Annotated in this window: 23 protein-coding genes and 1 pseudogene; 16 read left to right on the top strand and 8 right to left on the bottom strand. The window is 58.7% G+C overall.

Annotation, left to right across the window (positions count from 1 at the left end; genetic code table 11):
- The first annotated feature begins 115 nt into the window (after positions 1-115).
- The 4 genes from PSEUDOMOFG3G_RS13285 (at position 116) to PSEUDOMOFG3G_RS13270 (ending at position 4,087) form a co-directional block, all read left to right on the top strand.
- Positions 116-901, top strand: a complete 786-nt coding sequence (locus tag PSEUDOMOFG3G_RS13285; protein WP_171061374.1) for a helix-turn-helix domain-containing protein — start codon at positions 116-118, stop codon at positions 899-901.
- 69 nt (positions 902-970) lie between these two features.
- The gene (locus tag PSEUDOMOFG3G_RS13280) at positions 971-1,432 is read left to right on the top strand and encodes a PaaI family thioesterase (protein ID WP_139050234.1); all 462 of its coding nucleotides are present in this window, start codon (positions 971-973) and stop codon (positions 1,430-1,432) included.
- Positions 1,433-2,073: 641 nt separating this feature from the next.
- Positions 2,074-2,952 (top strand): LysR family transcriptional regulator, encoded by an 879-nt coding sequence (locus PSEUDOMOFG3G_RS13275; RefSeq protein WP_139050548.1) that lies wholly within the window; start codon positions 2,074-2,076, stop codon positions 2,950-2,952.
- 208 nt (positions 2,953-3,160) lie between these two features.
- A complete protein-coding gene (locus tag PSEUDOMOFG3G_RS13270; protein WP_139050233.1) occupies positions 3,161-4,087 on the top strand; it encodes an AEC family transporter in 927 nt (308 codons plus the stop codon).
- A 374-nt stretch (positions 4,088-4,461) separates the two neighbouring features.
- On the opposite strand, the pseudogene PSEUDOMOFG3G_RS13265 reads toward PSEUDOMOFG3G_RS13270, so the two are convergent.
- From PSEUDOMOFG3G_RS13265 to PSEUDOMOFG3G_RS13255, 3 genes and pseudogenes are all read right to left on the bottom strand, one after another.
- Positions 4,462-5,370: pseudogene (locus tag PSEUDOMOFG3G_RS13265) on the bottom strand (IS110 family transposase); the annotation flags it as partial.
- 347 nt (positions 5,371-5,717) lie between these two features.
- Complete coding sequence (locus tag PSEUDOMOFG3G_RS13260) at positions 5,718-6,488, bottom strand: SDR family NAD(P)-dependent oxidoreductase (protein ID WP_139050232.1); 771 nt, start codon at positions 6,486-6,488, stop codon at positions 5,718-5,720.
- 80 nt (positions 6,489-6,568) lie between these two features.
- On the bottom strand, positions 6,569-7,474 hold the full coding sequence (locus PSEUDOMOFG3G_RS13255; protein WP_257220758.1) for a transporter substrate-binding domain-containing protein: 906 nt from the start codon (positions 7,472-7,474) through the stop codon (positions 6,569-6,571).
- A 250-nt stretch (positions 7,475-7,724) separates the two neighbouring features.
- Between PSEUDOMOFG3G_RS13255 and PSEUDOMOFG3G_RS28050 the strand changes: the two genes are divergently transcribed.
- On the top strand, positions 7,725-7,916 hold the full coding sequence (locus tag PSEUDOMOFG3G_RS28050) for a hypothetical protein (RefSeq protein ID WP_257220756.1): 192 nt from the start codon (positions 7,725-7,727) through the stop codon (positions 7,914-7,916).
- A 20-nt stretch (positions 7,917-7,936) separates the two neighbouring features.
- On the top strand, positions 7,937-8,254 hold the full coding sequence (locus PSEUDOMOFG3G_RS28045) for a heme-binding protein (protein ID WP_257220755.1): 318 nt from the start codon (positions 7,937-7,939) through the stop codon (positions 8,252-8,254).
- 244 nt (positions 8,255-8,498) lie between these two features.
- On the opposite strand, the gene PSEUDOMOFG3G_RS13245 is transcribed toward PSEUDOMOFG3G_RS28045, so the two are convergent.
- Positions 8,499-9,995, bottom strand: coding sequence for a CoA-acylating methylmalonate-semialdehyde dehydrogenase (locus PSEUDOMOFG3G_RS13245; RefSeq protein WP_139050231.1), 1,497 nt, complete (start codon positions 9,993-9,995; stop codon positions 8,499-8,501).
- A gap of 102 nt (positions 9,996-10,097) precedes the next feature.
- Between PSEUDOMOFG3G_RS13245 and PSEUDOMOFG3G_RS13240 the strand changes: the two genes are divergently transcribed.
- The 10 genes from PSEUDOMOFG3G_RS13240 (at position 10,098) to PSEUDOMOFG3G_RS13195 (ending at position 19,997) form a co-directional block, all read left to right on the top strand.
- Entirely contained in the window at positions 10,098-11,018 is a 921-nt protein-coding gene (locus PSEUDOMOFG3G_RS13240; protein WP_139050230.1) for a LysR family transcriptional regulator, read from the top strand.
- Between the two features lie 223 nt (positions 11,019-11,241).
- On the top strand, positions 11,242-12,078 hold the full coding sequence (locus PSEUDOMOFG3G_RS13235) for a transporter substrate-binding domain-containing protein (RefSeq protein ID WP_139050229.1): 837 nt from the start codon (positions 11,242-11,244) through the stop codon (positions 12,076-12,078).
- Between the two features lie 56 nt (positions 12,079-12,134).
- The gene (locus PSEUDOMOFG3G_RS13230; RefSeq protein ID WP_139050228.1) at positions 12,135-12,956 is read left to right on the top strand and encodes an amino acid ABC transporter ATP-binding protein; all 822 of its coding nucleotides are present in this window, start codon (positions 12,135-12,137) and stop codon (positions 12,954-12,956) included.
- 10 nt (positions 12,957-12,966) lie between these two features.
- Entirely contained in the window at positions 12,967-13,638 is a 672-nt protein-coding gene (locus tag PSEUDOMOFG3G_RS13225; protein WP_139050227.1) for an amino acid ABC transporter permease, read from the top strand.
- A 10-nt stretch (positions 13,639-13,648) separates the two neighbouring features.
- Complete coding sequence (locus tag PSEUDOMOFG3G_RS13220; RefSeq protein WP_139050226.1) at positions 13,649-14,314, top strand: amino acid ABC transporter permease; 666 nt, start codon at positions 13,649-13,651, stop codon at positions 14,312-14,314.
- A 28-nt stretch (positions 14,315-14,342) separates the two neighbouring features.
- Positions 14,343-15,218, top strand: a complete 876-nt coding sequence (locus PSEUDOMOFG3G_RS13215; RefSeq protein ID WP_139050225.1) for a dihydrodipicolinate synthase family protein — start codon at positions 14,343-14,345, stop codon at positions 15,216-15,218.
- 106 nt (positions 15,219-15,324) lie between these two features.
- Positions 15,325-16,605 (top strand): FAD-binding oxidoreductase, encoded by a 1,281-nt coding sequence (locus PSEUDOMOFG3G_RS13210; RefSeq protein WP_139050224.1) that lies wholly within the window; start codon positions 15,325-15,327, stop codon positions 16,603-16,605.
- Positions 16,602-18,083: an aldehyde dehydrogenase family protein gene (locus PSEUDOMOFG3G_RS13205; protein ID WP_139050223.1), complete on the top strand. Its 1,482-nt coding sequence runs from the start codon at positions 16,602-16,604 to the stop codon at positions 18,081-18,083. The genes PSEUDOMOFG3G_RS13210 and PSEUDOMOFG3G_RS13205 overlap by 4 nt, the downstream gene beginning before the upstream one ends.
- Positions 18,084-18,093: 10 nt before the next feature.
- Complete coding sequence (locus PSEUDOMOFG3G_RS13200; RefSeq protein WP_139050222.1) at positions 18,094-19,122, top strand: proline racemase family protein; 1,029 nt, start codon at positions 18,094-18,096, stop codon at positions 19,120-19,122.
- 167 nt (positions 19,123-19,289) lie between these two features.
- Positions 19,290-19,997 (top strand): GntR family transcriptional regulator, encoded by a 708-nt coding sequence (locus PSEUDOMOFG3G_RS13195; RefSeq protein ID WP_139050221.1) that lies wholly within the window; start codon positions 19,290-19,292, stop codon positions 19,995-19,997.
- Between the two features lie 98 nt (positions 19,998-20,095).
- Here the strand turns inward: PSEUDOMOFG3G_RS13195 and PSEUDOMOFG3G_RS13190 are convergent, their stop codons facing one another.
- From PSEUDOMOFG3G_RS13190 to PSEUDOMOFG3G_RS13175, 4 genes are all read right to left on the bottom strand, one after another.
- Positions 20,096-21,262: a M20 aminoacylase family protein gene (locus tag PSEUDOMOFG3G_RS13190; RefSeq protein WP_257220754.1), complete on the bottom strand. Its 1,167-nt coding sequence runs from the start codon at positions 21,260-21,262 to the stop codon at positions 20,096-20,098.
- Complete coding sequence (locus PSEUDOMOFG3G_RS13185) at positions 21,252-22,901, bottom strand: APC family permease (protein ID WP_139050220.1); 1,650 nt, start codon at positions 22,899-22,901, stop codon at positions 21,252-21,254. The genes PSEUDOMOFG3G_RS13190 and PSEUDOMOFG3G_RS13185 overlap by 11 nt, the downstream gene beginning before the upstream one ends.
- 79 nt (positions 22,902-22,980) lie before the next feature.
- Positions 22,981-24,204, bottom strand: a complete 1,224-nt coding sequence (locus PSEUDOMOFG3G_RS13180) for a diaminopropionate ammonia-lyase (protein WP_139050219.1) — start codon at positions 24,202-24,204, stop codon at positions 22,981-22,983.
- Positions 24,205-24,283: 79 nt separating this feature from the next.
- Positions 24,284-25,534: a Zn-dependent hydrolase gene (locus tag PSEUDOMOFG3G_RS13175; protein WP_139050545.1), complete on the bottom strand. Its 1,251-nt coding sequence runs from the start codon at positions 25,532-25,534 to the stop codon at positions 24,284-24,286.
- Between the last annotated feature and the right edge of the window lie 53 nt (positions 25,535-25,587).

Here is a 25,587-nt window from a genome sequence, read left to right as displayed (position 1 = left end):
AGCTAACCGGAGACCGAAAAAATTATAGTGACAGGCTGCTTGATTTATTTTAAGTTGCAAGGCCCGTGTCAATCTCTAGAGGTTTAGCCATATTATGTCGACGACACGCCATCCCATGCCTAAATTTTCGGAAAGCTGGCAGCTTCTGCCTCGCCTAGGGGTAGCTGTAGATGACACACCTGCACCCGTGCGACTGCGTTCTCAAACGATGCCTGCGCGAAGCAAGTTTGTGCCTCATACCCATGACTGGCACCAGCTTACCTATGCGACTGAGGGTGTTCTGAGCGTGATGATCGGGAACGATTGTTATGTTATCGCCCCCGGTCAAGCGTTATGGATACCAAAAGGAGTCTTACATACTACAGGGTCTGCATTGGGAGCGACTTTATCAAGCCTCTACGTCGATGACATAATCGCCCCCGCAACAATCAAGGCATTCCTAGTTTCTAATCTTTTACGGGCACTCATAGTCGAAGTGAGCAGTTTCGACGAAAACACAGAAAAAGATTATTCAAACCTGGTGACCGAACTAATAATCAAGCAATTGAAAAGAATGACACCAATTCAAACCGCCCTTCCTTGGCCGAACGATGGCGTCACACTAAAGATATGTGAAGAGCTGTACCAAAACCCAACACTAGAACGGGATGCAGAATCTTGGGCTGAACAATTCAGAATGTCAAAAAGAACTTTGGCACGTCATTTTGAACGTGAAACAGGATTATCAATGCGAGTTTGGACACAGAAATTACGTTCAATTAAAGCGCTGGAGCTTTTGGCTGATGGATGCAATATCACTCAAACATCCTTATCCCTCGGATACTCTTCCACCTCAGCATTCACCTATATGTTTAGATCTGAATTCGGACTAAGCCCTAGCGCATACATCAAAAGACCCTAGATAGCAATAAAACTCAAAAAACAGCATTTCACAAACAGAAAAAGCGTTTAATAAAAAAGAGGATTTACAATGCTAGCCATACAAGACCTTTACCCTACGGAATTTGCTCACTGCTACGGTTGCGGCACAAAAAACCCTAATGGCCACAAACTTAAAAGTTATCTTATCGATGACCGTGTAGAAGCTCGATTTACCGCAGATCCGACTTACACCGGAGGTTTCCCAAAACATGTTTATGGCGGTCTACTGGCCTCGCTGTTGGATTGCCACGGAGCCGCAAGCGCTGCTGCTTTCGCTTATCAAGCCAGAGGAAGAACACAAAGCGACGGGATAGGTGTATTACGCTTCGTCACCGGAACCCTCACAATCGTATTCCATAAGCCGACACCACTCGGTACCGAGCTTTTCCTGCAGGGCAAGCTCAAATCTCTCGATAATCGAAAGGCTATCATTGACCTTTCACTTAGTGCTGGCGATGTGGTTTGTGTCAGCGCTGAAATGATTGCAATCCAGCTACCAGAGGACATTTAATCAAACATCAACCACTCACATCTTAAATTTTATACTTTATCAAATTTGCGCTAATTGAGTAAGTGTTCGCACAACCCAATTAGCGGTGCGCATATCTTTATGCTCGACACTAATGACCACCACGCTTCGTCATTATTTATGATGTGCCGCTTCATACTCCGCTTTAATCAGCCTTTTCATTAGCTTTCCCGTAGGTTCTCGTTGGAGGTCAAAAACGTTCCAAAAAGCGCCTCCCTTATGATCAATAGAGGGAGCTTGGCCTCAGTTTGCCCTTTCAGCAATTAAGGCTTATCCCTTTATGGCCGACAGTCATCCCGCATGAATACAGCATGTCTGAGCCAGCGGTGATGCGTCGCTGGGTCGTCGCTACACGTTCTTACTCATAAACGCTTCGGGTGCCTCCACCGGCGTCCTTCCCCAATGCAGAGATCGCTCCCGAAGGGACTGCTTTCCCAAGGCCTCATTTAGCGTACGGGAAAGCATCAATGGAGCACGCGGAGCAATACTAGCCGGGATGAATCTCGCATTCTGATGATGTCAAATTTTCGAAGAGTATTAGAATGGCTGAACCAGACGGTCGTCGATTTTGGCCGGGTCTGGCAAAATCGACAGTATAACTTCACTGAACAGTCTTGACCCATATGTCATTACGCGCGCTTCGTACCCTGCTTGCAATCGCTCAACACGGCTCGTTTGTGCAAGCTGCGCAGAGTATTCATCTCACGCAATCGGCGGTCAGCCTTCACATTAAGTCACTCGAAGAAGAGTTTAATGCTTCGTTATTCGACCGTTCACGCCGGCTGCCCGTACTGACGGACGCAGGTCATGTCGCAGTGGAGCGAGCGCGCGAGATTGTCGCGCTTTACGACAGCATCGCTTCGGAAATTGGCGGCGATAATGAACTGCGCGGCCGGCTAAAAATTGGAGTAATCCAAACGGCACTAGCAAGCGTCTTGCCCCAGGCTCTTGCTGCTCTGGGCTTAAAACATCCCCATCTTCGCATAACAGTAACTTCCGGCATGTCCGCGGATTTGGCGATACGGTTGGAAGCCGGCGAGTTGGATGTGGCGATTACTACCGAGCCTGTCAAACCTCATCCCTACGGTCTCGTCAGTACACCATTGTACGAAGAAGGGTTTTGGATAATCGCTCCTGCCGCATGCGCCGGGATAGAAGTAAGGCAATTGCTGGAGCAGCAGCCTTTCATTCGTTTTGACCGTAGAGCCTGGGCGGGACGCACCATAGAGCGGGAGCTTCGACGGATGCGACTGCGCGTGCAGACCAACATGGAGCTGGATAGCCAGGAAGCCATTATCCAAATGGTCACCCAGGGGCTGGGCGTGTCAGTGATACCTCTCTCGAGCCGAAACCTCGAACAACTGAGTCACCTTGAGCTCCATCCGTTTGGTTCGCCGCAAAGAATACGTCGCGTCGTGCTGCTGGAACGTGAAGATCGTCCACGCGGTAGACTTGCAGTTGCCCTAGCCAATGTTATTCAGATGCAGGCGCCAGGCTACTGATCAATGAGAAATACTTGTTGATCACTGAATTTTTTATCGTTTTTATTATAACGTTCCAGTAATTATCGTAGCGCCCATCCAAACGCTTTCCGGAGGGTGCCATGTTCGCTTCGAAAAACCTAAACAGCTTTCAATTGTCGTTGATGATCGAATTTTCAAAGCGGATCAGGTGGGTCGATAGCTTGATACACGCCATAGGGGCATCCTCGTGACTGCGGAGCTTCTACTCGCCCTCGTGCCCATAGCAATCTTAATCGGTATCGGTGCTTGGCTAAGGCACAGCAAGTTTCTGGCAGACTCGTTTTGGGCTCAAGCCGAGCGTTTGGGCTATTACGTTCTCTTGCCCGCGTTGTTTCTGCATGGGCTAGCAACTGCCAAATTAGGTAACGTGCCCGTCCAGAGCATGATCGCTGCACTTGTGTTTTCGACTGTCACCGTTGCAGTGCTGCTCGTCGGCGCACGCCCAATACTCAAAGGTAACGACCAGGCTTTCACCTCCGTTTTTCAAGGGGGGGTGCGCTTCAACAACTATGTAGGGGTTTCAGCTGCGGTTGGTCTGTTCGGCGCTCAAGGAGTCGCGTTAGCTGCGGTGGCCAATGCTGCAATAGTGCCGACAGTGAATATCTTATGTGTATTGATATTTGCGCGTTATGGCGCAGGCGGCAGGATGTCTGTTGGAAAGGTTGCCAAGCAACTGGCACTGAACCCATTGGTTCTCGCTTGTTTCGGGGGAATACTGTTTCAGGCGCTAAAATTGGGTCTACCCATCGGAATTGAACCTGTGATCAAGGTGCTGGGTCAGGCATCTTTACCGCTGGGATTGCTCTGCGTGGGAGCCGCCCTGGAGCTAGGTTCGGTGCGTAGCTGGGCGCGACCGGTGGCCTACTCATCCCTATTCAAATTCTTGATCATGCCTGTTGTAACGTTGGCCGCATGTAATATAGCTGGACTGGAGGGCAAAGCGGCAATCGCCGCATTGCTTTTTCAAGCACTCCCCACAGCGTCATCATCTTACATAATGGCGCGACAGCTAGGCGGCGATGCCCCTCTAATGGCGGGCATAATTGCATGCCAAACCTTACTGGCTGCTGTCGCGCTACCAGTTGCCGTTGTAGTTTTGACTCCGTGGCTCTGATGCCTTTATCCCGCCAAGTGGCTTCAAATATAGAGATCAGACGGTCGCGGTAGGGACGGCAGTTATCTGCCGCCCCCCCGCCCCCCCCCACCCGCACATACATGGACGCCCCCGGGTTGCCAAGCTTTCAATCTGTGACGGCTCGATGGTAGAGATTGCACTCATACATCTGGACTTTCGGTGCGGCGTTGCCGCTGTCCCTGATGGAATCCGCTGGCCGAGTTCTCAATAGATCCGTGTGCTCATGGCACGCTGTGCGGGTCAGATTTTCTTGGCCACGGTCTTACCAGTTTTGCCATCAATTCATGATCACCTGAGCAATCATTTGAGTTAGTCCGCTACAGGGTTGCGTTGACGTCGTCAAGCCGCTTCGATTACGCGACGACGGTCGTGTAATCGGAGCGGAACTCGCGGTCACCGGCCAACAAGGCCCATATAATTCGGGCGATTTTATTCGCCAGTGCAACGGCTGCCACATTGGCGTTACGCCGCTTGAGTAGCCGGCCGAGCCAGCTATCAGAGATCTCTTTTCGCTGTGCTGCGCAGATCATCGACCGTGCCCCCTGGATCAGTAGAGTCCGTAAATAGGAGTCCCCCCGCTTACTCATCCCCAACAGCACCGTCTTACCTCCAGTGGAATTCTGCTTCGGCACCAGCCCAAGCCAAGCACTCACCTGTCGGTCATTCTTGAAACTCTTGGCATCGTCAAGAGAGGCTACCATCGCACTCGCCGTGATCGGCCCGATGCCTGGCATCTTGGCCAGCTTGCGGCTGCTTTCGTTCGCGCGATGCCAGGCGACAATTTGATTCTCGATCTCATGAACCTGATGATCGAACCCCTTCAATTGTTCCAGTAGACGCCGCACAAGCAGACGAAACGAGCCCGGCAACTCGTTGCGCTCATCCTCAATAAACTCCGGTACGCGCTTGGCGATATGTGCGATGCCCTGTGGGATTACAAGACCAAACTCGGCTAGCAGCCCACGGATCTGATTAGCCTGCGCTGTCCGAGCCTTCACGACTCCTTGACGAACCCGATGCAGCGACAGCACGGCCTGTTGCTCAATGTCCTTGATCGGCACAAAACGCATGTTTGGCCGACCCACCGCTTCGCAGATAGCCTCAGCATTAGCTACATCGTTTTTGTTCGTTTTCACGTATGGCTTTACGAATTGCGGGGCCATCAGCCTCACATCGTGACCCAAGCTGCGCAACTTGCGAGCCCAATGGTGGGCGCTTCCACAGGCCTCCATACCGATCAGGCATCGCGGCATGATGGCAAATTGAAGTAACCGCTCACCACCCAAGTGAGCCATTGCCCTTGAGCCCGGATGGGTTCATGACGTCGACGTTTCAGCTCATCCCGAATGGCCCGCAGCGTCGCACACATTCGCTTCTTGACCGTCAGGCGCAGTATTTGAAACCCCACCGCGGTTTCCACGGTAGAAAAGTACGCGTCTGAGATAGAAATCTTTACCTTCGGCAGAGGCTACCGGGCTTGGATTTCACGTAGCAGCGTGCAGAATAGGCGTTTCCACCGATCAATAAGCGGCCAGTCCATCCCCGGTGAAGACCGAATCATTCTTGAACGTCTATGCCGACAACCGAGTTGGGATACGGTGTGACCAACTTATCGGATGTAACTACCGCCGTTGACGTCGAGCGTCGCTCCGTTGAGAGACACTTGGGAAGGCCTCAAGGTGAAAGCAACCAGTTCGGCGATTTCGGATGGGCTGGCCATGCGCCCTATAGGTATATCGGCCACTGCCGCTGCCTCACCGTGCTGGACGACAAACTGTTCGGCCATGTCTGTCCGGACCCAGCCAGGCGCAATCGCTACCGCCACTATGCCGTCGCCCGCCACACTGCGGGCCAAAGACTTGGTGAGATTGATCAATGCTGCCTTGCTTGACCCGTAGGGCAAAGCGTCAGCTGCATACCCTCGTTGAGCGGCACGGCTTGCCATGTTGATAATGCGCCCACCCCCGTTGGCGCGAAAATGCGCGACAGCTTCACGACACAGGTCGGTGGCAGCGAAGAAGTTCACCTGGAACTCACGACGCCAGGCTGCGCGCCACTGTGAAGTGGGCGTCTCCAGCGGGATCTCTGTACGGATACCAGCGTTGTTAACCAAGCCGTGGATGTGTCCACCCGCCAGTTCCAACGCGTTTCGCCACAGCTGTTCAGGCCCGGTGTCTTCACTCAGGTCGCCCTGAACGATCCAGCCTTGACCACCCATGCGATCCAGCAAGCGCTGCGCGCCCTGAGCATCACGACTGTAATGGATCAGCGTTCTGGCACCTTCGGCGACAAGCTGCTCAACGATGGCAGCGCCGATGCCACCCGAGCCCCCCGTTACCAAAACGACCTTTCCGGCGAGGGGACGCGTGAAGTCACTCATCAATGAACACCTTTCTTTGTTGAGATTAGAGAAAGGCAGCCTGTTTGGACTCAAACAGGCTGCAGACATGCGACAGGCCGCTACTTCGTAGCGTTGGCCGCGAGAGACGCTTTGTCGACCAGTTGTTGGATTTCACCCGTGTCCCGACGTTGCGTCAGGTAAATATTCAGCACTTGCAGATCCGCCGTCGAGATGTCCCTACGCACGCCGAATGAAACACCCTGCTTGGCCAATGCTGGCTTGGGCAGGATCTCGCGGGTCCAGCCCGGGTTGGCAAGGGCAAACAAGTGGTTGGTATCGCTGGCGTCGACCAGGATATCGGCGCGCTTGGACATGACCGCCAGGCGGGCTTCGTCCATACCTGGAAGGCGCATGATCTTGCCGTTGTGAACCACCGACGAGATGGCCTTGTCCTGCGCTGTGCCCGACATGACGGCATAGGTAACATCTGGCTTGTCCAGCGCGGCTATATCGTCCTTCACCTCAGCGAACTTGGGGTTCTCCTTGCTCACCAGCAGCGACACCTGATAGTCCGTCGCGGGCACGGTGAAAGCGACCGCCAACGCACGCTCCGGTGTCTGATTGAGGGCCATGGCTAGATCCCACTTATTGCTCTGCAATCCGGCCACAAGGTTGTCCCAGTTGGTATCAACAAAGGTCACCTTGACCTTGAGCACCTTCTCGCCGAAATCGCGGCACAGGTCGACGAAGTAGCCGCTGTAGTCACCGGATTTGGCATCACGCATCACATAAGGCGCTGCAACGGCGGCTCCGCAGCGCAGCACGCCAGCTTTTTGCACGTCTTGCCAGACTGAGGTTTCAGCCGCCTGGGCAGTGGATTGAGCCAGTAAGGCACCACAGAGACTGGCACCCACGAAAAGAGCTTTAAGGGAAGACGGGACTGGGAGAACCATTTTTGACCTCACTGATATCGTTGTTTTTGGCAGGAAGGTAAAACTCTCATCTGCATGCTTTATTGTGTGCATGACTGCATTCAAAATAAGAAGTCAGCGGAATACTGTCAACAGCCATTTGACGCAGTTGATCACCGGGCAAAAAAATTCGATGTGTGCTTGGCATTGAGCGGGCGTTGCAGGCACGTTGATGCACGAACCTCTGCTGCGTTACGCAACTAAAAACAAAACCTAATGCAGGTATATATGGCTGTAACTCATCAATTGTTTCGACTGAAGCTGTCTGGATCAGTGATAACCGGGCGGATAGAAGGAAGTCGAAATGAGCCTGAAAGACGATCTGGCACTATTGATTCACCAGGAAGAGACCCTTCAATTTCTGCGCTTTGACGAACAGACGGCCTGGCAAATGGGTTCTTGTTTGTATGAGCGGGCGGCAGCCGAGTCGTGGCCACTTGTGATCGACGTGAGGCGCTTTGACCGCCCCTGCTTTTCGCTGCCCACCCCGGCATAACGTCCGGCAACCACGATTGGGTGAGGCGCAAGACGAATACAGTCCAGCGCTTTCTGCGCAGCTCTTATCGGATCAGGTACCAACTCGCCCTGGAAAACCAGGATATCACCCAGCGCTATTACCTCTCCCCCGCTGACTACGCCGGTGTGGGGGGAGGCTTTCCGATCATCGTGAAGGGTGCCGGCGTGATCGGCTCCGTTACGGTTTCCGGCCTGCCGGATCGGCAAGACCACCAGATCATTGTCGACGCACTCTGCCAATTGCTCGGCCATGACCGCGATGCACTCGCGCTTGCCCTTCCAGGCATGAAGCAAGCGCCCTCGGCCTGCTTCCTGTAGGCCCCAGCGACGCCCTTCCCTTATGAAGCAATTTGATTGGCCAGAACCGGCACGAAAAAAAGGCCGCCAGTGTGGTAGCGGCCAGGTCTAAGCCAGAGCTTTAGACGAAGGGGGTACATGTGAGGAGCCCGCCAACCTGAATGGTTAGCGGGTAAACCGCAGCAACGCTACGGGTGCGAGCGACAGCGCCATCGGGGATCCCAGTCTGACCAACGGATGACGCTGCCACTCGAACAGGGTGCCTTTAGCTATTGCTTGGGAAGGCGAATTGGGCAGCTTCGTGGCTGGTGCGCTTCGGCCAGCGCTGGGTGATGGCTTTCTTGCGGGTATAGAAGCGCACGCCGTCAGGGCCGTAGGCATGCAGGTCGCCGAACAGGGAGCGCTTCCAGCCGCCGAAGCTGTGGTAGCTCACCGGCACCGGCAGCGGCACGTTGACGCCGACCATGCCCACTTCAATTTCGTCGCAGAACAGGCGTGCCGCTTCACCGTCTCGGGTGAAGATGCATGTGCCGTTACCGTACTCATGATCGTTGATCAATTGCATGGCTTCTTCCAGGCTGCTGACACGCACGATGCACAGAACAGGGCCGAAGATCTCTTCCTTATACATGCGCATTTGTGGAGTGACGCGGTCGAACAAGGTGCCACCGACGAAGTAACCCTCTTCGTTGCCAGCTACTTTGAAGCCGCGGCCATCAACGACCACTTTGGCACCTGCGGCGACGCCGTCTTCGATGTAGCCAAGCACCTTGTCGCGCGCCGCAGCGGTGACCAATGGACCCATGTCCAGGCCGCACGAAGTACCGGCACCGATCTTCAGCGCCTTGATCTGCGGCTCCAGTTTCGCGACCAGTGTGTCGGCGACCTGGTCACCGACACAAACGGCCACGGAGATCGCCATGCAACGTTCGCCACAAGATCCGTAAGCAGCTCCCATCAAGGCATTAACCGCGTTGTCCAGATCGGCGTCGGGCATCAGTACGGCATGGTTTTTTGCCCCGCCCAATGCCTGTACGCGCTTGCCGCGCTTGGTGCCTTCGCTATAGATGTACTCCGCGATCGGGGTGGAGCCGACAAAACTTAGGGCTTTGACTTCAGGTGCCTCAATCAGTGCATCCACTGCTTCCTTGTCACCGTGTACCACGTTCATCACGCCCTTGGGCAAGCCAGCCTCGTGCAGCAACTCGGCGATCAGCAATGTCGAGCTTGGGTCGCGCTCGGATGGTTTGAGGATGAAGCAGTTACCGCAGGCAATCGCCAGCGGGTACATCCACAGCGGCACCATGGCCGGGAAGTTGAACGGGGTGATGCCGGCAACGACACCGATGGGTTGCAGGTCGCTCCAGGCGTCGATGTTCGGGCCGACGTTGCGGCTGTATTCGCCCTTGAGAATTTCGGGGGCTGCCGAAGCAAATTCGACGTTCTCGATACCGCGCTTGAGTTCACCCACTGCGTCTTCAAGGGTCTTGCCGTGCTCTTCACTGATCAGTTGGGCGATGCGTTGCTCATTGGCTTCGAGCAACTGCTTGAAGCGGAACATCACCTGGGCACGCTTGGCCGGTGGCGTGTTGCGCCAGGCCGGGAATGCGGCCTTGGCGGCGTCGATGGCCCGTTGCACGGTCGCCCGGCTGGCGAGGCTCAATTTATGGATGGCCTGTCCGGTGGACGGGTTGAAGACATCCGTGGTGCTGGCATCGTCGGTAATGTACTCACCGTTGATCAAGTGTTTGATGGTCGTCATCGTGGTTCCTCGAGCGGTAAACGGATGCCGTCTAGCTTGTGCTGAAGGGTTATGTACGATAAATCTATATTTTCTTGACATCAGTTATCGGAACTCTCACCTATGGCAAAAAAGACGCCCCTGAACCAAGTCAGTGATTTCGATCTGCGGCTACTGCGCGTGTTCAAGACGGTCACAGAATGCGGAAGCTTTTCAGCCGCCGAGAGCGTCCTTGGCATTACCCGATCGGCCATCAGCCTGCACATGAGCGATTTGGAAAAACGCTTGGGCATGCGCCTCTGCCAGCGGGGGCGTGCAGGGTTCGCATTGACGGACGAAGGCAGTGAGGTGCTGCGTGCTAGTGAAACCGTATTGGTCGCCATCGAGGGATTTCGCAGTGAAGTCAATCAGATGCACCAACAACTGCGTGGCGACCTCAACGTGGCCATTGTGAACAACCTGGTCACTCAGCCGAAAATGCGCATCACCCACGCGCTCAAGGCGGTGCGGGCCGAGGGGGCCGGTGTGCGCATCAACCTGAGCATGAGCACACCCGGTGAAATCGAGCGCGGCCTGCTGGACGGACGGCTGCATGTGGGCGCCGTGCCACTGATCTCACCCTTGTCAGGGCTCGACTACAGCCTGCTTTACGAAGAACGCTCGAACCTTTACTGCAGTCACGAACATCCTCTGTTCGCCAATGCATCCAACGTCAGCGACGAAAGCCTGAGCTTGGCCGATGCCGTGGTACCTACATACAGGATGACGGCGGAAGCCATCGGACTGCACCAACTACTGAACTTCGCCGCCTCCGCGACAGACAGGGAAGGCATTGCCTTTCTGATCCTGACAGGCAGCTACATTGGCTTCCTGCCGGATCATTACGCCGCCACGTGGGTAGAAAAAGGACTGATGGCGCCCCTGAACCCCGACAGGCTGTACTTCGATTCCAAATTGGCGATCGCGACCCGAAAAGGACGTCGCCAGAACCTGATCCTCGAACGTTTTCTCAACGAATTGCAGCTCAACCACAGCCCCCGCTAACGTCCGCGCACCACCCTCCCCGCTTGAATGCCGCCTCACCCACTTTGCTGGGTGAGCGTTCGTCTGCGCGCCAAAAAGTAATTTCTCCTGTGTGTTGACAGAAGTCGGAAGCCGGGAATAGTCTGAATGCATTGCTGCACACAATGCAGCATCCATAAAAGTTCAATGTTGGTTTTTTGCTTGCTCTTCTGCCTACAAAAACAAATTACCGGAGAGATTCAAAATGGCTCGTTTCCTTTCCCGCAACGCCTGTACTGGCATCGCCTGCCTCACCGCAGCGGTAGCCTTGCTCACTCAGACTCCCGCCCAGGCTGACGTGCAAAACTGGCAAACCATTCAGAAGGCCGGCGTATTGCGCTGTGGCGCCGCGGTTGCAGCGCCTTATGTCATGCGCGACGCCGCTTCCGGGCAGTACAGCGGCTACTTCGTCGACCTGTGCCGCGACTTCGCCGAGAAGGTGCTCAAGATCAAGGCGCAGTTCGTCGACACAAGCTGGGATAACCAGGTTGCCGGCCTGCAGAGTGGCAAGTGGGACATGGCCATGGCCCTCAACCAGACGCCGGAACGTGCCCTGGCGGTGGCCTTCTCGGTGCCCGCCACCGACTACCAGATCTCCTTGCTGGTCAATAAGGAAAACCCCAAGTTCAACGGCGCCGGTAACAGCCTCGCCGATTACGACAAGCCCGGCGTGACCATCGCGGTGATTTCCGGTACTGCCGCCGACAAGGCCGTTTCCACCGTCATCAAGAACGCCACGCTGATGCGCCTGCCAGGTTCCGACGAGACTCGCATGGCCCTGATGTCGCGCCGTGCTGACGTGCTCGCCGACGCCAGTGACACCAACCACTTGTTCGCCCTCGCTAACGACTGGACCAAGGAAGTGCTGCCAAAACCTGCCCTGGCCAAGCAAGGCGTCTCTTTTGCCGTACCGCGCGATATCTCCGCTGCAGACCTGGCGGTGCTCAATGTCTACCTGACCCAACGCCGCGAGTCGGGTGAGATCGACAAATTGGTGGACAAGGCGTCCACCGAGATCAACGCGGGCAAAAGCGCTCAGTAACCCCTGCTGACATGCCGAGGGCACCTGCACTGGACGCCCTCGTGGAGAGAACTGCAATGAACACCCCTCATTTGGTGGCTTCTCAGCCACAGGCTTCGCTCATCCCGGATTCCGCCTGCGGTGGCGATTTCATCCAGCTGCGCGACGTGCGCAAGGCCTATGGCGAGCAGCTGGTGGTGATGGACAAGATGAACCTGGACATGCGCGCAGACGACCGCCTGGTCATCATCGGTCCGTCCGGCAGCGGCAAAAGCTCGCTGCTGCGCGTGCTGATGGGGCTGGAAGGTATCCAGGGCGGCACCATCGCGTTTCAAGGCAAGCCCTACATCGATGGCAGCCGCAAGCAGGGCAAACCCCTGGATGAAGCCCTGCACAAACAGATCGGTATGGTGTTCCAGCACTACACCCTGTTCCCCCACCTGTCGGTGCTGGGCAACCTGATCCTTGCACCGGTCAAGGTGCATGGCTTGAGCAAGGCCGAGGCCACCGAAAAGGCCCGCGCCTATCTCGCCCGCCTGGGCCTGGAAAGCAAGCTGCACGCCTACCCCAGCCAGCTCTCCGGCGGACAGAAACAGCGCGTAGCGATCGCCCGGGCCCTGATGCTCGAACCGCGCCTGATGCTGTTCGATGAAGTCACCTCGGCCCTCGACCCGGAAATGGTCATCGAAGTACAGAACGTGATGCTGCAGCTGGCGGAACAGAAAATGGCCATGGTCATTGTCACCCACGACATGCACTTCGCCCGCCACATCGCCACCCGCGTGGTGTTCTGTGCCAACGGCAAGGTGGTCGAGCAAGGCCATCCCGACCAGCTCTTTACCAGCCCACGCGAACCGCGTACCCGCGAGTTCCTGGAAAAGGTTCTGCACCTGGATTGAGGGCGAGACGATGAACTACCAATTTGATTTTCACTTTCTGAGCGGCACCCTGCCGGCGTTGTTCGACGGGCTCAAGGTCACGCTGGAGCTTGCTCTGGTGTCCAACCTGATCGGCCTGACCTGCGGCTTCGTGCTGTGCCTGATGACCCTGAGCCGCTGGTTCTTCATCCGCTGGCCGGCGCAGTTGTTCATTGAGTTCTTCCGCTGCACCCCGGCGTTGCTGCAGATCGTCTGGTTCTTCTACTGCGTGCCGATGCTGTTCAACGTGTTCATCGACCCGATCGCCATGGGCTTCCTGGCGCTGGGCCTGAACCTCACAGCGTTCAACGCCGAAGCCTACCGCGCCGGAGTCCAGGCGGTACCGCGCGAACACCTGGATGCTTGCGTGGCGCTGAGCCTCAAAGCCTGGCAGCGCACCCTGTACGTGGTGTTGCCGCAGTCGTTGCGCAGCGCCCTGCCGGTACTGATCACCAACGGCATTGGCACCCTGCAACAGAGCGCGCTGGTGGCGATTGTCGCCGTTGCCGACCTGATGTACGTGGGCAAAAGCCTGGCCACTGAGGCCTACCGTCCGCTGGAAACCTACACCCTGATCGCCCTGATCTACTTCGCCCTGTCGCTGCCCATCGCGCAGCTGGTGCAGTGGTTCGAACGCCGTCAGGACCTGGCCGGCCAGCGCTGAGGAGATAGCCATGCCACTCGATTTCTCGGTTGTTCTGAACTACTGGCCGGTGCTGCTCAAAGGCCTGGCCCTGACCCTGGCGTTCACCGGTATCTGCGCCGTGCTCGGCAGCCTGTTCGGCTTCGTGGTCAGCCTGCTGCGCCAGGTCAAGACCCCGCTGCTGCGCCTGCCCCTGACGCTGTACGTGGAGTTCTTCCGCGGCACGCCGCTGCTGATCCAGCTGTTCTGGGTGTTCTTCTGCTTCCCGGTGGTGTTCGGCCTGGACATCCCGCCCTACGTCTCGGTGCTGATTGCCCTGACCCTGTACATGGCGGCGATCACCAGCGAAACCTTCCGCGGCGCACTCAAGTCCATCGCCAGCGAACAGCACGACGCCTGTACCGCACTGGGTCTGACCCCGCGGGTCAAGGTGCTCTATGTGGTGTTCCCGCAGGCCTTGCTGCGGGCTGTACCGCCACTGCTGTCGAACGTGGTCAGCCTGTTCAAGGAGAGCGCGCTGATCTCTTCGGTCGGGGTCGCCGACCTGATGTTCGTCGGCCAGAACATTTCCAACAGCACCGCGCGCCCGGTCGAGTTCCTCTCGGCGGTCGCGGTCATCTACTTCCTCGTGGCCTTCCCGCTGACCCGCCTGGTCGGCGTGGTCGAAGGGCGCCTGCTGCGCCGCTACGCCTACTGAACGCAAACCACCCCTCGGAGACATCATCATGCAATTGAAAGGCATTCTTCCCGCACTGGTCACCCCGTTCGACGCCGCAGGCAAGGTCGATCACGACACCCTGGCCTCGATTCTCGAGCACCAACTGGCTGCGGGTGTCAGCGGTTTCGTGCCGCTGGGCTCGACCGGCGAATACTATGCGCTGGCCAACGACGAGCGCCGCCAGATCCTGGCCACCGTCAAGGAAGTGGTTGGCGAGCGCGGTACCCTGATCGCCGGTGCCAACGGCTCCTGCACCCGTGAAGTGCTGGAGCAGATCAAGCAGACCGTCGACGCCGGTTACACCAACCTGCTGATCGCCCCGCCGTACTACGCCCTGCCTTCCCAGGAAGAGTTGCTGGCCCACTACAACACCATTCTCGAGACCTTCCCCGAGATCAACGTGGTGCTCTACAACTACCCGATCCGCACCAACGTCGAAGTGGGCATGGACGTGATCGCCGCGCTCAACGACCACCCACGCGTCATCGGCATCAAGGAAAGCAGCGGCAACCTGCTGCGCGCCATCGAGATCGGTGAGAAATACAAGGGCATCCAGCTGTCCTGTGGCTCGGACGACCAGGCGCTGGACTTCTACCTGTGGGGCGCCAACAGCTGGATCTGCGGCCCGGCCAACATCTTCCCGGAGAAGGTCGTGGCCTTCCACAAGGCCTTCACCAGCGGCGACATCCACGGTGCTCAGCAAGTGATGCGCAGCTTGTTCCCGGCCATGGCCAACCTGGAAAGCGGCAAGTTCGTGCAGAAGGTCAAGTACGGCGCCGAGCTGGCGGGCTTCAAGGTCGGCAATGCGCGTGCACCGCTGCTGCCACTGACCGATGATGAAAAGGCCGAGTTCCGCAAGGTATTCGAAGCATCGCAGGCCTGACACGGTAGCTCTTCGGAGTACCTTGTAGTGGGGGGCGCGGCTCCATGAGTCTGCCCTCCCACATTTGCGCCTCATCCCGTCTACCTATTTATTGAGCATCGCAACCATGAACAACCCGCAAACGTCATCGCAACAGGCTGTGGTCATCGGCGGCGGCATCGTCGGCGTGTGCTGCGCGCTTTACCTGCAACGCGACGGCCACCGGGTCACGCTCATCGACCCCGCTGCCCCAGGCGACAGTACCGCCAAGTGGAGCTGCGGTCAGATGGCGGTGAGCGAGGTCATCCCGCTGTCCAAGCCCGGCATCCTGATGAAGATCCCTGGCTGGCTGCTCGATCAAAAAGGCCCCTTGGCCCTGCGTCCCAGTGCGCTGCCGGGGATCCTGCCCTGGTTCATGCGTTTCTTGGCCTGTGCGCGACCGTCGAAGATCAAAGAGATCGCCCAGGACATGGCACGCCTGACCCAGCACGTCTACGAAGACTATGCCCCGCTGCTCGACGCCTGCCCGGACAAGACCCTGCTCGGCGACCGGCCAATCCTGGAGGTATTCGACTCCCCTGCTGGCCTGGCCCATGAGCGGCCACATCTGGAGTTGCGCAAACAACTGGGCTTTCGCTCCGAAGAGTTGGATGGCGCGGCAATCGCCGACCTCGAACCGGCCCTGGCTGGCAAGTTCCAGCATGGCCTGATGTTCCCCGACTGGCGCGCGGTGAACGACACCGAAGGTTTTATCGCCGCCCTGACCGAAAGCTTCATCGCCCAGGGCGGCAAGCGAGTGCGCCAGCGCGTGTTGAAGATCGATGAAAGCCACGACAAGGCGACCGGCGTGACCCTTGCCGACGGTGCGCGCGTGTCGGCTGACCTGCTGGTGGTTGCCGCCGGCACCGGCTCGCGCCCCTTCTTCGATGCACTCGGCGTGAACATCCCGCTGGCGGGCATCGCCGGTTACCAGGCTGTGCTGCCGCAACCGGGCGTAGAGATCCGCCACTCGGTGATCTATGCCGACGGTGGCTTCTGCTTCGCCCCCATGACCCGCGGCCTGCAGATTGGCGGCACCATCGAGTTCGCCGGCCCCAATGCCGAACCGAACTTCAAGCGCGCCGAAATCATCATGGAAAAAGCCCGTCGAGTGCTGCCGCAACTCAATACCCAGGGCATGGAATTCGGCGTCGGTTACCGCCCCTTCCTGCCCGATACCAAACCGGTGATCGACCGCTCACCGCGACTGAAGAACGCCATCCTGGCCTTCGGTCACGGCCAGCTCGGTCTCACCCTGGGCGCCACCACCGGCCGTCTGGTCAGCGAACTCGCCGCCCAGCGCACCCCAACCCAGAATCTATCCGCATTCAGTGCCCGACGCTTCGCCGTCTCAGGAGGAAACGCATGAACCGCTACGACCAGTTCTACATCAATGGCCAGTGGGTCACCCCCGTCAACGGCGGTACTTTCGAGTCCTTCGACCCGAGTGACGAAAGCCTGATCGCCACGGTAGCGTCCGGAACGGCCGAAGACATCGACGCCGCCGTAAAAGCTGCCCGCGCCGCCTTCGACGAGGGGCCCTGGCCACGCCTGAGCGGTGCCGAACGTGGCGCGTACCTGCGCAAGATCGCCGATGGCATCCGCGCCCGCCAGGAAGAGCTGGCAACCCTTGAAGTGCGCGATAACGGCAAGCCGTTCCCGGAAGCCATGTGGGACATCGGCGACACCGCCGGCTGCTTCGATTTCTACGCCAACCTGGCCGAAGAACTGGATGAGAAGCGCGAGAAACCCGTAGCGCTCTCCGACGACCGCTTCAGCTCCCTGGCGCGCAAGGAGCCGATCGGTGTGGCCGGGGCCATCGTGCCCTGGAACTTCCCGATGCTGATGGCTTCGTGGAAGATCGCTCCGGCGCTGGCCGCAGGCTGCTGCATCATCCTCAAGCCTGCGGAGCAAACCTCGCTGACCGCGCTGGAACTGGCGCGCATTGCCGATGAGGCGGGCCTGCCGGCCGGCGTGCTGAACATCGTCACCGGACCAGGCACCGTCGTTGGCGCCGCACTGACCGCACACCCGGGCGTAGACAAACTGGCCTTCACCGGCAGCGTGCCGGTGGGCAGCCGCATCATGCAGGCCGCCGCACAGGACATCAAAAATGTCACCCTGGAACTGGGCGGCAAGTCGCCCTTCGTGATCTTCGCCGACAGCGATATCGAAGCCGCCGTCGAGTGGATCATGTTCGGGATTTTCTGGAACAAGGGCGAAGTCTGCTCGGCTACGTCAAGGGTATTGGTAGAACGTTCGGCGTACGAACCCCTGCTGGCTCGTCTGGCCGAGGAAGCGCGCAAGATCAAGATCGGCAATGGCATGGAAGAAGGCGTGCTGCTCGGCCCGCTGGTCAACCGCAACCAGTACGACGGTACCCTGCGCGCCATCTCCCGCGGCCTGGAGGAAGGTGCGCGCCTGGTCTCGGGCGGCGAGCGCCCGGCACACCTGGACAAAGGCTTCTATCTGCAACCGACGGTGTTTGCCGACGTGCCGGAAGACAGCTGGATCTGGAATGAAGAAATCTTCGGCCCTGTGGTCTGCATCCGTCCGTTCGATACTGAAGAAGAAGCCGTAAAATCGGCCAACAACTCGCGCTTCGGCCTTGGCGCGGCGGTCATGTCGGCCGACCTTGAGCGCTGCGACCGCGTCGCGCGTAAATTCCGTGCCGGCATCGTCTGGATCAACTGCTCGCAACCGACCTTTACCGAAGCGCCATGGGGCGGTTACAAGCAGAGCGGGATCGGTCGTGAACTGGGTGAATGGGGCCTGAACAACTACCTGGAAACCAAGCAGATCACCCGCTACAACAGCGAGCAGCCTTGGGGCTGGTACATCAAGTGAGGTAACACCCATGCGTTGGAAACAGACCCTGCAATTGGCTGAAGTGCACTGCGAGGGCGAGATCGGCAAGGTTATCACCGGCGGCGTGCTGGGCATCCCCGGCGCGACCATGCTGGACAAGATGAACCACATCAACGAAGTCGACGACAGCCTGCGCCGCCTGGTGACCCTGGAACCCCGTGGCTGCCTGCAGATGTCCGTCAACCTGCTGCTGCCGCCCACGCGGCCCGAGGCGCATGCCGGCTTCATCGTGCTACAGGCGGACAAGGCGCATCCGATGTCCGGCAGCAATTGCATCTGCGTCGTCACCGCGTTGCTCGAGCTGGGCATGGTGCCGATGCAGGAGCCGCAAACCACCGTGGTCCTCGACACCCCGGCCGGACTGGTCACCGCCCGTGCCCAGTGCGCGGACGGGCGCTGCCTGAGCGTGTCGCTGGACATGGTGCCGGCATTCGTCGAACACCTGGATCTGGCGATCGAGACCGAGGCGTTCGGCACGCTCAAGGTCGATGTGGCCTTTGGTGGCGTGTACTACGCACTGATCGACGTGGCGCAGACCGGCCTGTCGATTGTTCCGGAAAATGCCCGCGCGCTCGCCGATGCCGGTGTTGCGCTCAAGGACGTGATCAACAGTCAGTTGAACATCCAGCACCCGTTGCTGCCGTCGGTCAACGAAGTGGCCTACGTGATGTTCCGCAATCGGCTGGATGATCGCACCTATCAGACCTGCACCACCCTGCCTCCCGGCCGGGTGGACCGTTCACCCTGCGGTACCGGCAGTTCGGCCAACCTCGCGACCCTCGCGGCGCGCGGCCTGGTGCAGCCGGGTGATCGGCTGGTGTCACGTTCGACCATCGGCGGGCAGTTCCAGGTCGACCTGCTCGGCCACGCCGAAGTCGCGGGCCGGCCGGCGGTGTTGCCTCGGGTCACGGGCCGGGCCTGGCTGTACGGGTTGCAGCAGATGGGCATCGACCCGGACGATCCGCTGGCGACCGGGTTCATGCTCAGTGATACCTGGGGTGCGGGTTTGCGCCAGTGACCTCCCTTGCACCGTGCCTGGAGCGATTCCGGGCGCGGCGCACTCGGTTGCAGCAAAGTTTGACGTAATAGCGATCCCCGCCCCATGCTGCCGGTTACACAGTCGGCCACGACTGCAATAAATGTGGGGCTGAGCTGTATGATACGGACCAGACCAACCGAGACCTGATGATGGCTAAAGATAACGACAAAGAAAGCGGCGTTCGTCGCCATAGCGGTCGCTACATTTACGAAGAGCTGCGTAAACAGATACTGACCCTCAAACTGAAGCCGGGCGAGCAACTCGATGAAGTTTCCCTTGCCGCACAGTTCGGCCTGTCCCGCTCGCCGGTGCGTGATGCCCTGGCGCGCCTGATCACTGAAGGCCTGGTGGTGATTCTTCCCAATCGCACCACGCTGGTCACTCCGTTCGAGATCGAGGAGTTCCCCAACTACATCTCCGCCCTGGATCTGATTCAGCGCGCCGTCACCCGTCTGGCAGCGACCCAGCACCGCCCGGAAGACCTCGAGGCGATCCGCAAGGCAGACGCGGCTTACCTCCAGGCGGTGACCAGTGGGGACTTTCAGGCCATGTCCGAATTGAACAAGGCGTTCCACATGGCAATCGCCCATGCCGGGCGCAACCCCTACTTCATCAATTACTACGAACGCCTGTTGGGTGAAGGCCAGCGCCTGTTGCACCTGCACTTCGACCACATCGTCAGCACGGCCAGCACCCATCGGCTGGGACGCGACCACGACGAAATGATCGAGGCCATCGCCGCGCGTAATGCCGATGCTGCCGAAGCGGCGGCCCATGAACACACCATGCTGTTCCAGCGTCGATTCCTCGACTACATGCAACAGAACCTCACCGCCAGAATGTCGGTGGCTTGACGCCCATCATGGGCTGTCTTTCATCTCGCCATACCGACCGGACACAACAACGGGGCCTGCGCATTCGTGGACGCAGGCCCCATCGTTCGATGGTCGAACTACACAGGCAAACTCAGGCGGACGACCTCCGAAAAATAGCGCGCCCCGATGGGCAGGATCGCGTCGTTGAAGTCATAACCGGCGTTGTGCAACGGGGTCGCTCCCTCCTGCCCTTGCGATCCATTGCCGATGAACACGAAATTGCCCGGCACCTTCTGAATGAAAGCGCCGAAATCCTCCGAGATCATCATCGGCGACACTTCAGGGTCGACGGCTTGTTCGCCCACGATATTTCGCGCCGCGGCAATGGCGATCCGGGTATTGGCGGCCCAGTTCACCGTGGGTGCAAACTCGTGGCTGTACTCGAACTCGCAGACCGCGCCATGCATGCGGCAGATGCCTTCACTGATGTCGCGCATACGCGTCTCGAGCAAGCGCTGGACATCAGGGCTGTAACTGCGGGTGTCGCCCTTGATCGTGACATTGCTCGCAATCGCATTGCGGATGCCGTCGGTAATGAACTCGGTGCATGAAATCACCGCCGGCAAACCAGGGTCCAGATTTCGCGAAACGATGGTCTGCAAGGCCAGAACGATTTCGGCGCCGATCACCATGGGGTCAATCCCCATGTGCGGTCGAGCGGCATGCGTGCCCTTGCCCCGGATGCGGATGACGAAGTTGTCTTCGCTGGCCATGATGGGACCTGCAGCCGTGGCAATGTGACCGGCGGGCATACCCGGCATGTTGTGCGCGCCATAAATGGCATCGACCGGGAAACGCTCGAACAGACCGTCGGCCATCATCGCCTTAGCGCCGCGACCATGCTCCTCCGCAGGCTGGAAGATGAATCGCACGGTACCGTTGAAGTTGCGCTGCTCGCACAGCAGCTGCGCCGCCCCCAGGACCATGGCCATGTGTCCGTCATGACCGCACGCATGCATCTTGCCGGGCGTGCAGGAAGCATGATGCCGTCCATGTGCCTGCTCGGTGATGTCCAGCGCATCCATGTCGGCACGCAGCCCGATCACGCCTTGGCCATCGCCGACCGTCAGGCTCGCCATCAGACCGGTGCCGCCAATCCCTCTATGAACCTCCAGGCCAAGACTTTCGAGAATCCTGGCAACTTCATCCGAGGTATCGAACTCTTCGAATCCGGTTTCCGGGTGGCGGTGAAAGGTATGGCGCCATTGGGTCAGACGTTGTTCGAAACCGGGTTTATCGATCACGGTTCATTGCTCCTTTGAGATGGCCTGGGACGGCGACGGGTGTGAAATCGGGTTCGGCGGGTTCGGCGCTCTGCCATACAACGCTTTCCCCCAGGTAGGGTGTTCGGTAGCCACTGCGCACGCCCATTCGGTAGAACATGAAGGCGACCGCTGCAACCACGGCCATGTCCACACCCTCGGGCAGGATGCCGATGCCGCCAAAAGCCTCGCTCCCGACCCACGAAATGAGCGCCATCGCGGGCAGGTAGCCGATCAGCCAGAGCGCCGCGCGAAGCTCCTGCGCAAACCCCGACCAGCCGCTTTTCGCCTGATAGTAGAAATAGATGGGCAACGCACCGATCACCAGGAGAATGACCTGGCCGGTCAACGGCCAACGTGCCCAGTACAACACCAGCGACGCGCAGATGAAGGCGAAGGGTGCGACCACGCCCATGCCCCTGAGTCGTAGTGGGCGACGGACGTCGGCCGCATGGATGCGCAAGGACATCAGGCTGATGGGGCCGGTCAGGAACGAAATGATCACGGCAACCGAGATCACGGCCGCCAGCGTGCCCCAGCCCCGGAAGAAGAACAGGAAGACAAAGCTCACTGCCAGGTTCAACCACATGGCTTGGCGAGGTACGCTATACAGTGGGTGGAGGTTGCCGAAGATCCTCGGAAGCGTGTTGTTTTTCTCCATGGCGTAGATCATGCGTGCAGTGGTCGCGGTATAGATCGACCCTGTACCCGATGGGCTTACAAACGCATCCAGGTAAAGCAGCATGGCGAGCCAGTTCAGGTTGAGTGCCAAGGCAAGCTGCGCCAGAGGCGAATCGAAGTGAAGGTTGTGCCAGCCTGCAGCGATGCTTTGCGGGCTCACAGCGCCGATAAAGGCGATTTGCAGCAATACATAAATGACCAGCGCGATCACCACCGACCCTATCAATGCGATCGGGATGCTACGACCGGGATTGCGAGCCTCACCCGCCAGGCTCACCGGACTCTGGAAGCCGTTGTAGCTGAACACGATCCCGCTGGCGGCCACGGCCGTGAACACCGCTGACCAGCCATAAGGCGCAAAGCTGGAAAGTGAGCCATCGCCGAAGTTTTCCGTATTGAAGCTCGTCGACATCAGCGCCACTGCCGTCAGGGCGGGCACCACCAGTTTGAACACCGTGATTGCCGTATTGGTTTTCACGAAGAGCTTCACGCCCCAGTAGTTGAGTGCGAAGTACACCATCACCAACGCTGCACTGCCCGCCAGGCCGGTAGTCGTCAATTCACCCTGGTACGCCAGCGCCCTGGCCCAGGGAAACGGCCAGGAAGCCATGTACTGGACCGATGCAATCGCTTCGATGGGAATGACCGATACGATGGAGATCCAGTTAGCCCAGGCCGCGAGGAAACCGACCAGCGATCCGTGCGAGTACCGGGCGTAACGCACCATGCCACCGGACTCCGGGAACATGGCGCCCATTTCCGCGTAGGTCAGGGCAATCGCCAGTACCACCACTGCGCCTATGACCCAGGCGAAAATCGCAGCCGGCCCGGCAATCGCCGACGCATGCCAGGCGCCGAAAAGCCAGCCTGAACCGATAATGGAGCCGAGACCGGTCAACATCAGCGACCAGGGGCTGATGTCTCGTTTTATTTTGTTCATGGAATCTCCGATTGTTGTTTTTCTGTGGAGCAGCCCAAAGGCTGTATCGCGCAGCCCTTGGGGGTTATGGCATGCCGGATCAGACGCCAGCCAGCCAGGCCTTCTGACGGCCCAGGACCGATGCATCGGACTCGTCCAGGAGTTCGGCGTAGACACCTGGCGCGGTGGCGCCTTCGGTGCTGATGAACAGGACACGGGCGTTGGCGTCGATACCCATTTCAGCGGCCGTGCCTGTTTCCTTGACCAGACGGGCGAGACCCGCCAGCCCTGCGACGCTGGACTCACCCGCCACCAAAGGAATATCCCGGGCACTGCCAGCGGCAAGGCGACGCATGGCGGCGACGGCCTCGTCGTCCTCGATGGTCATGAAGAAATCGACACTGGATTCGAGGAAACGCCAGGCCAAAGGAGAGGTCTCGCCGCACGCCAGACCGGCCATGACCGAATCCACCGAACCTGTGGCCTTTGCCGGTTTTCCGAGCAGCGCGCTCTGGTACAGGCAGTCAGCCTGTCGCGGCTCCACCATGACAAAAGTGGGCCGCTGTTCGCCGTAGTGCTCCCACAGGTAGCTTGCGATTCCAGCTGCAAGACCGCCTACGCCGCCCTGAAGGAAGACATGAGTAAAAGCAGGTTTGGCGGCATTGCCTGTGGTCGCCTCAATGATTTCCGCCGCAATCGTGCCGTAACCCTGCATGACATCGCGGGGGATGACCTCATAACCCTCGTAAGAGGTATCGGAAACGACAATCCAATCGTTGGCCGTGGCCAGCGAAGCCGCTTGCTCGACCGACTCGTCATAGTTGCCAGTGATCCGCACGATCTTGGCACCATAGGCTGCGATGGCCTCTTCACGCTCGACGCTGACATTGGCATGCAACACGATGACGCACTGGCAACCAATGCTTTGAGCCGCAGCGGCCAGGCCTTTGCCGTGGTTGCCATCCGTTGCGCTGATGACGGTGAAGTCCGCCAAGGCATCGGCGTATTGACCTTGGAGCAATCCACGGGGGTCGAACTGTTGCTCGGGGAACGTACGCAGGATCAGGCGAACCAGAGCGATTGGAGCGCCAAGGGCTTTGAAGCTGCCCAACTTCGAACGCACGGACTCGTCTTTTACCAGGATCTGGGCGACACCCAGCTCCTCGGCCAAGTCAGGCAAAGAGTACAGCGGGGTGGCCCCGGCATTAAGGCCCGACCACCGGGACAGCCACTGGCGGCTCTCATTGGCCTGGGCGATGCTCATGACCGATTGCAGGGATGGCGGATACGGCTGGCGGCTCGCCTTGGGGTTAACGATAAACATTGGACACTCCTTTCTACAGACAACAGCAAACCCGTACCGCCGGGAATGGACCTCGGCGGATCGGGATAAACAATGGAAATCAGGAAGCGCTGAGGCGACGACTCACAACGTCGAGCAATACCCGAGCGCCCTGGATCAGTTGATTGTCGTCGGTGTGTTCACGGGGGTTGTGACTGATACCGCCGCGGCTGGGGACGAAGATCATTGCAGCCGGCGCGATGCGGGCAATCATTTGCGCATCGTGACCCGCACCCGACGTCATGCGGTGGCTGCTCAAACCGAATCGCTGTGCAGAAGCTTCGATTTCATCGGCCAGGCCAGCGTCAAAATTCACCGGCTGGAATCGCACCAGACGCTCAGCGGTGATGCTCACCCCTTCTCGCTCGGCAATCTCGCCAAGGAATTGGCTGAGCCGATTTTCTGCGTTGACCAGTTTCGCTTCATCGGGATCGCGCAGGTCGACCGTCAGGGTGGCTTTGCGCGGGATGACATTGATCACGTTCGGCTCGAATTTCATGCAGCCGACCGTCGCGAGTGTCGACCCCGTTTCGACAGCAATCGCCCGAAGTGCTGTAACGATAGAGCTGGCCACAAAACCTGCGTCGTGTCGCAGACGCGTCGGCGTGGTGCCTGCATGGTTGGCATTGCCTTTGATTTCAACCTGCTGCCAGGAAATCCCTTGCAGATTCTCGACAACACCAATCGACTTGCCCTCGGCCTCGAGGATTGGCCCCTGTTCAATATGAAGCTCGATGTACTCGTGGGGAGCGATTGCGCCTGGCTCAAGCGAGCCAGCGTAACCGATGCGCTCGAGTTCGGCGCCCAGGCGCGTACCGTCGGTGCCGATCTTGTCCAGCGCTTCTTCCACCGGCATGCCGCCGGCGTAGACGAGCGAGCCCATCATGTCGGGTTGATACCTGACCCCCTCTTCGTTGGTAAACGCCCCCACCGTGATCGAACGTTGCGGCAAGACGCCCGCATCACGGAAAGCCCGAATGACCGCCAGGCCGGCCAGAACCCCATAGCAACCATCAAGGGCTCCGGCGTTGGTGACGGTGTCGATGTGCGATCCCATCATGAGCGGGCGCTGATCGCCAGAGTCATTTGGCGAGCGCAAGGTGCCGAAAATATTACCGATACGGTCAACCTGAATTTCCAGATCGAGGTCACGCATCCAATCGACCACCAGGTTGCGGCCAGCCTTTTCTGTGTCTGTCAGGGCGATTCGGGTTCTCCCGCCGTTTTCAGCGTCGGCTCCAAGCCGTCCGAGTGCCTGGATCTGCTCAAGTAACAGCAAGCCGTTGAGTTGCAATTCCGTACCCGCGTTCATCAGACCTTCCTCCACGGCGAGCAGCCAAGCTAAGCACGCACACATTAAGTTGA

It is taken from the genome of Pseudomonas sp. FG-3G, assembly GCF_901007645.1.
GTDB lineage: Bacteria > Pseudomonadota > Gammaproteobacteria > Pseudomonadales > Pseudomonadaceae > Aquipseudomonas > Aquipseudomonas rhizophila.
This window is presented reverse-complemented; position numbering and strand designations above follow the sequence as displayed.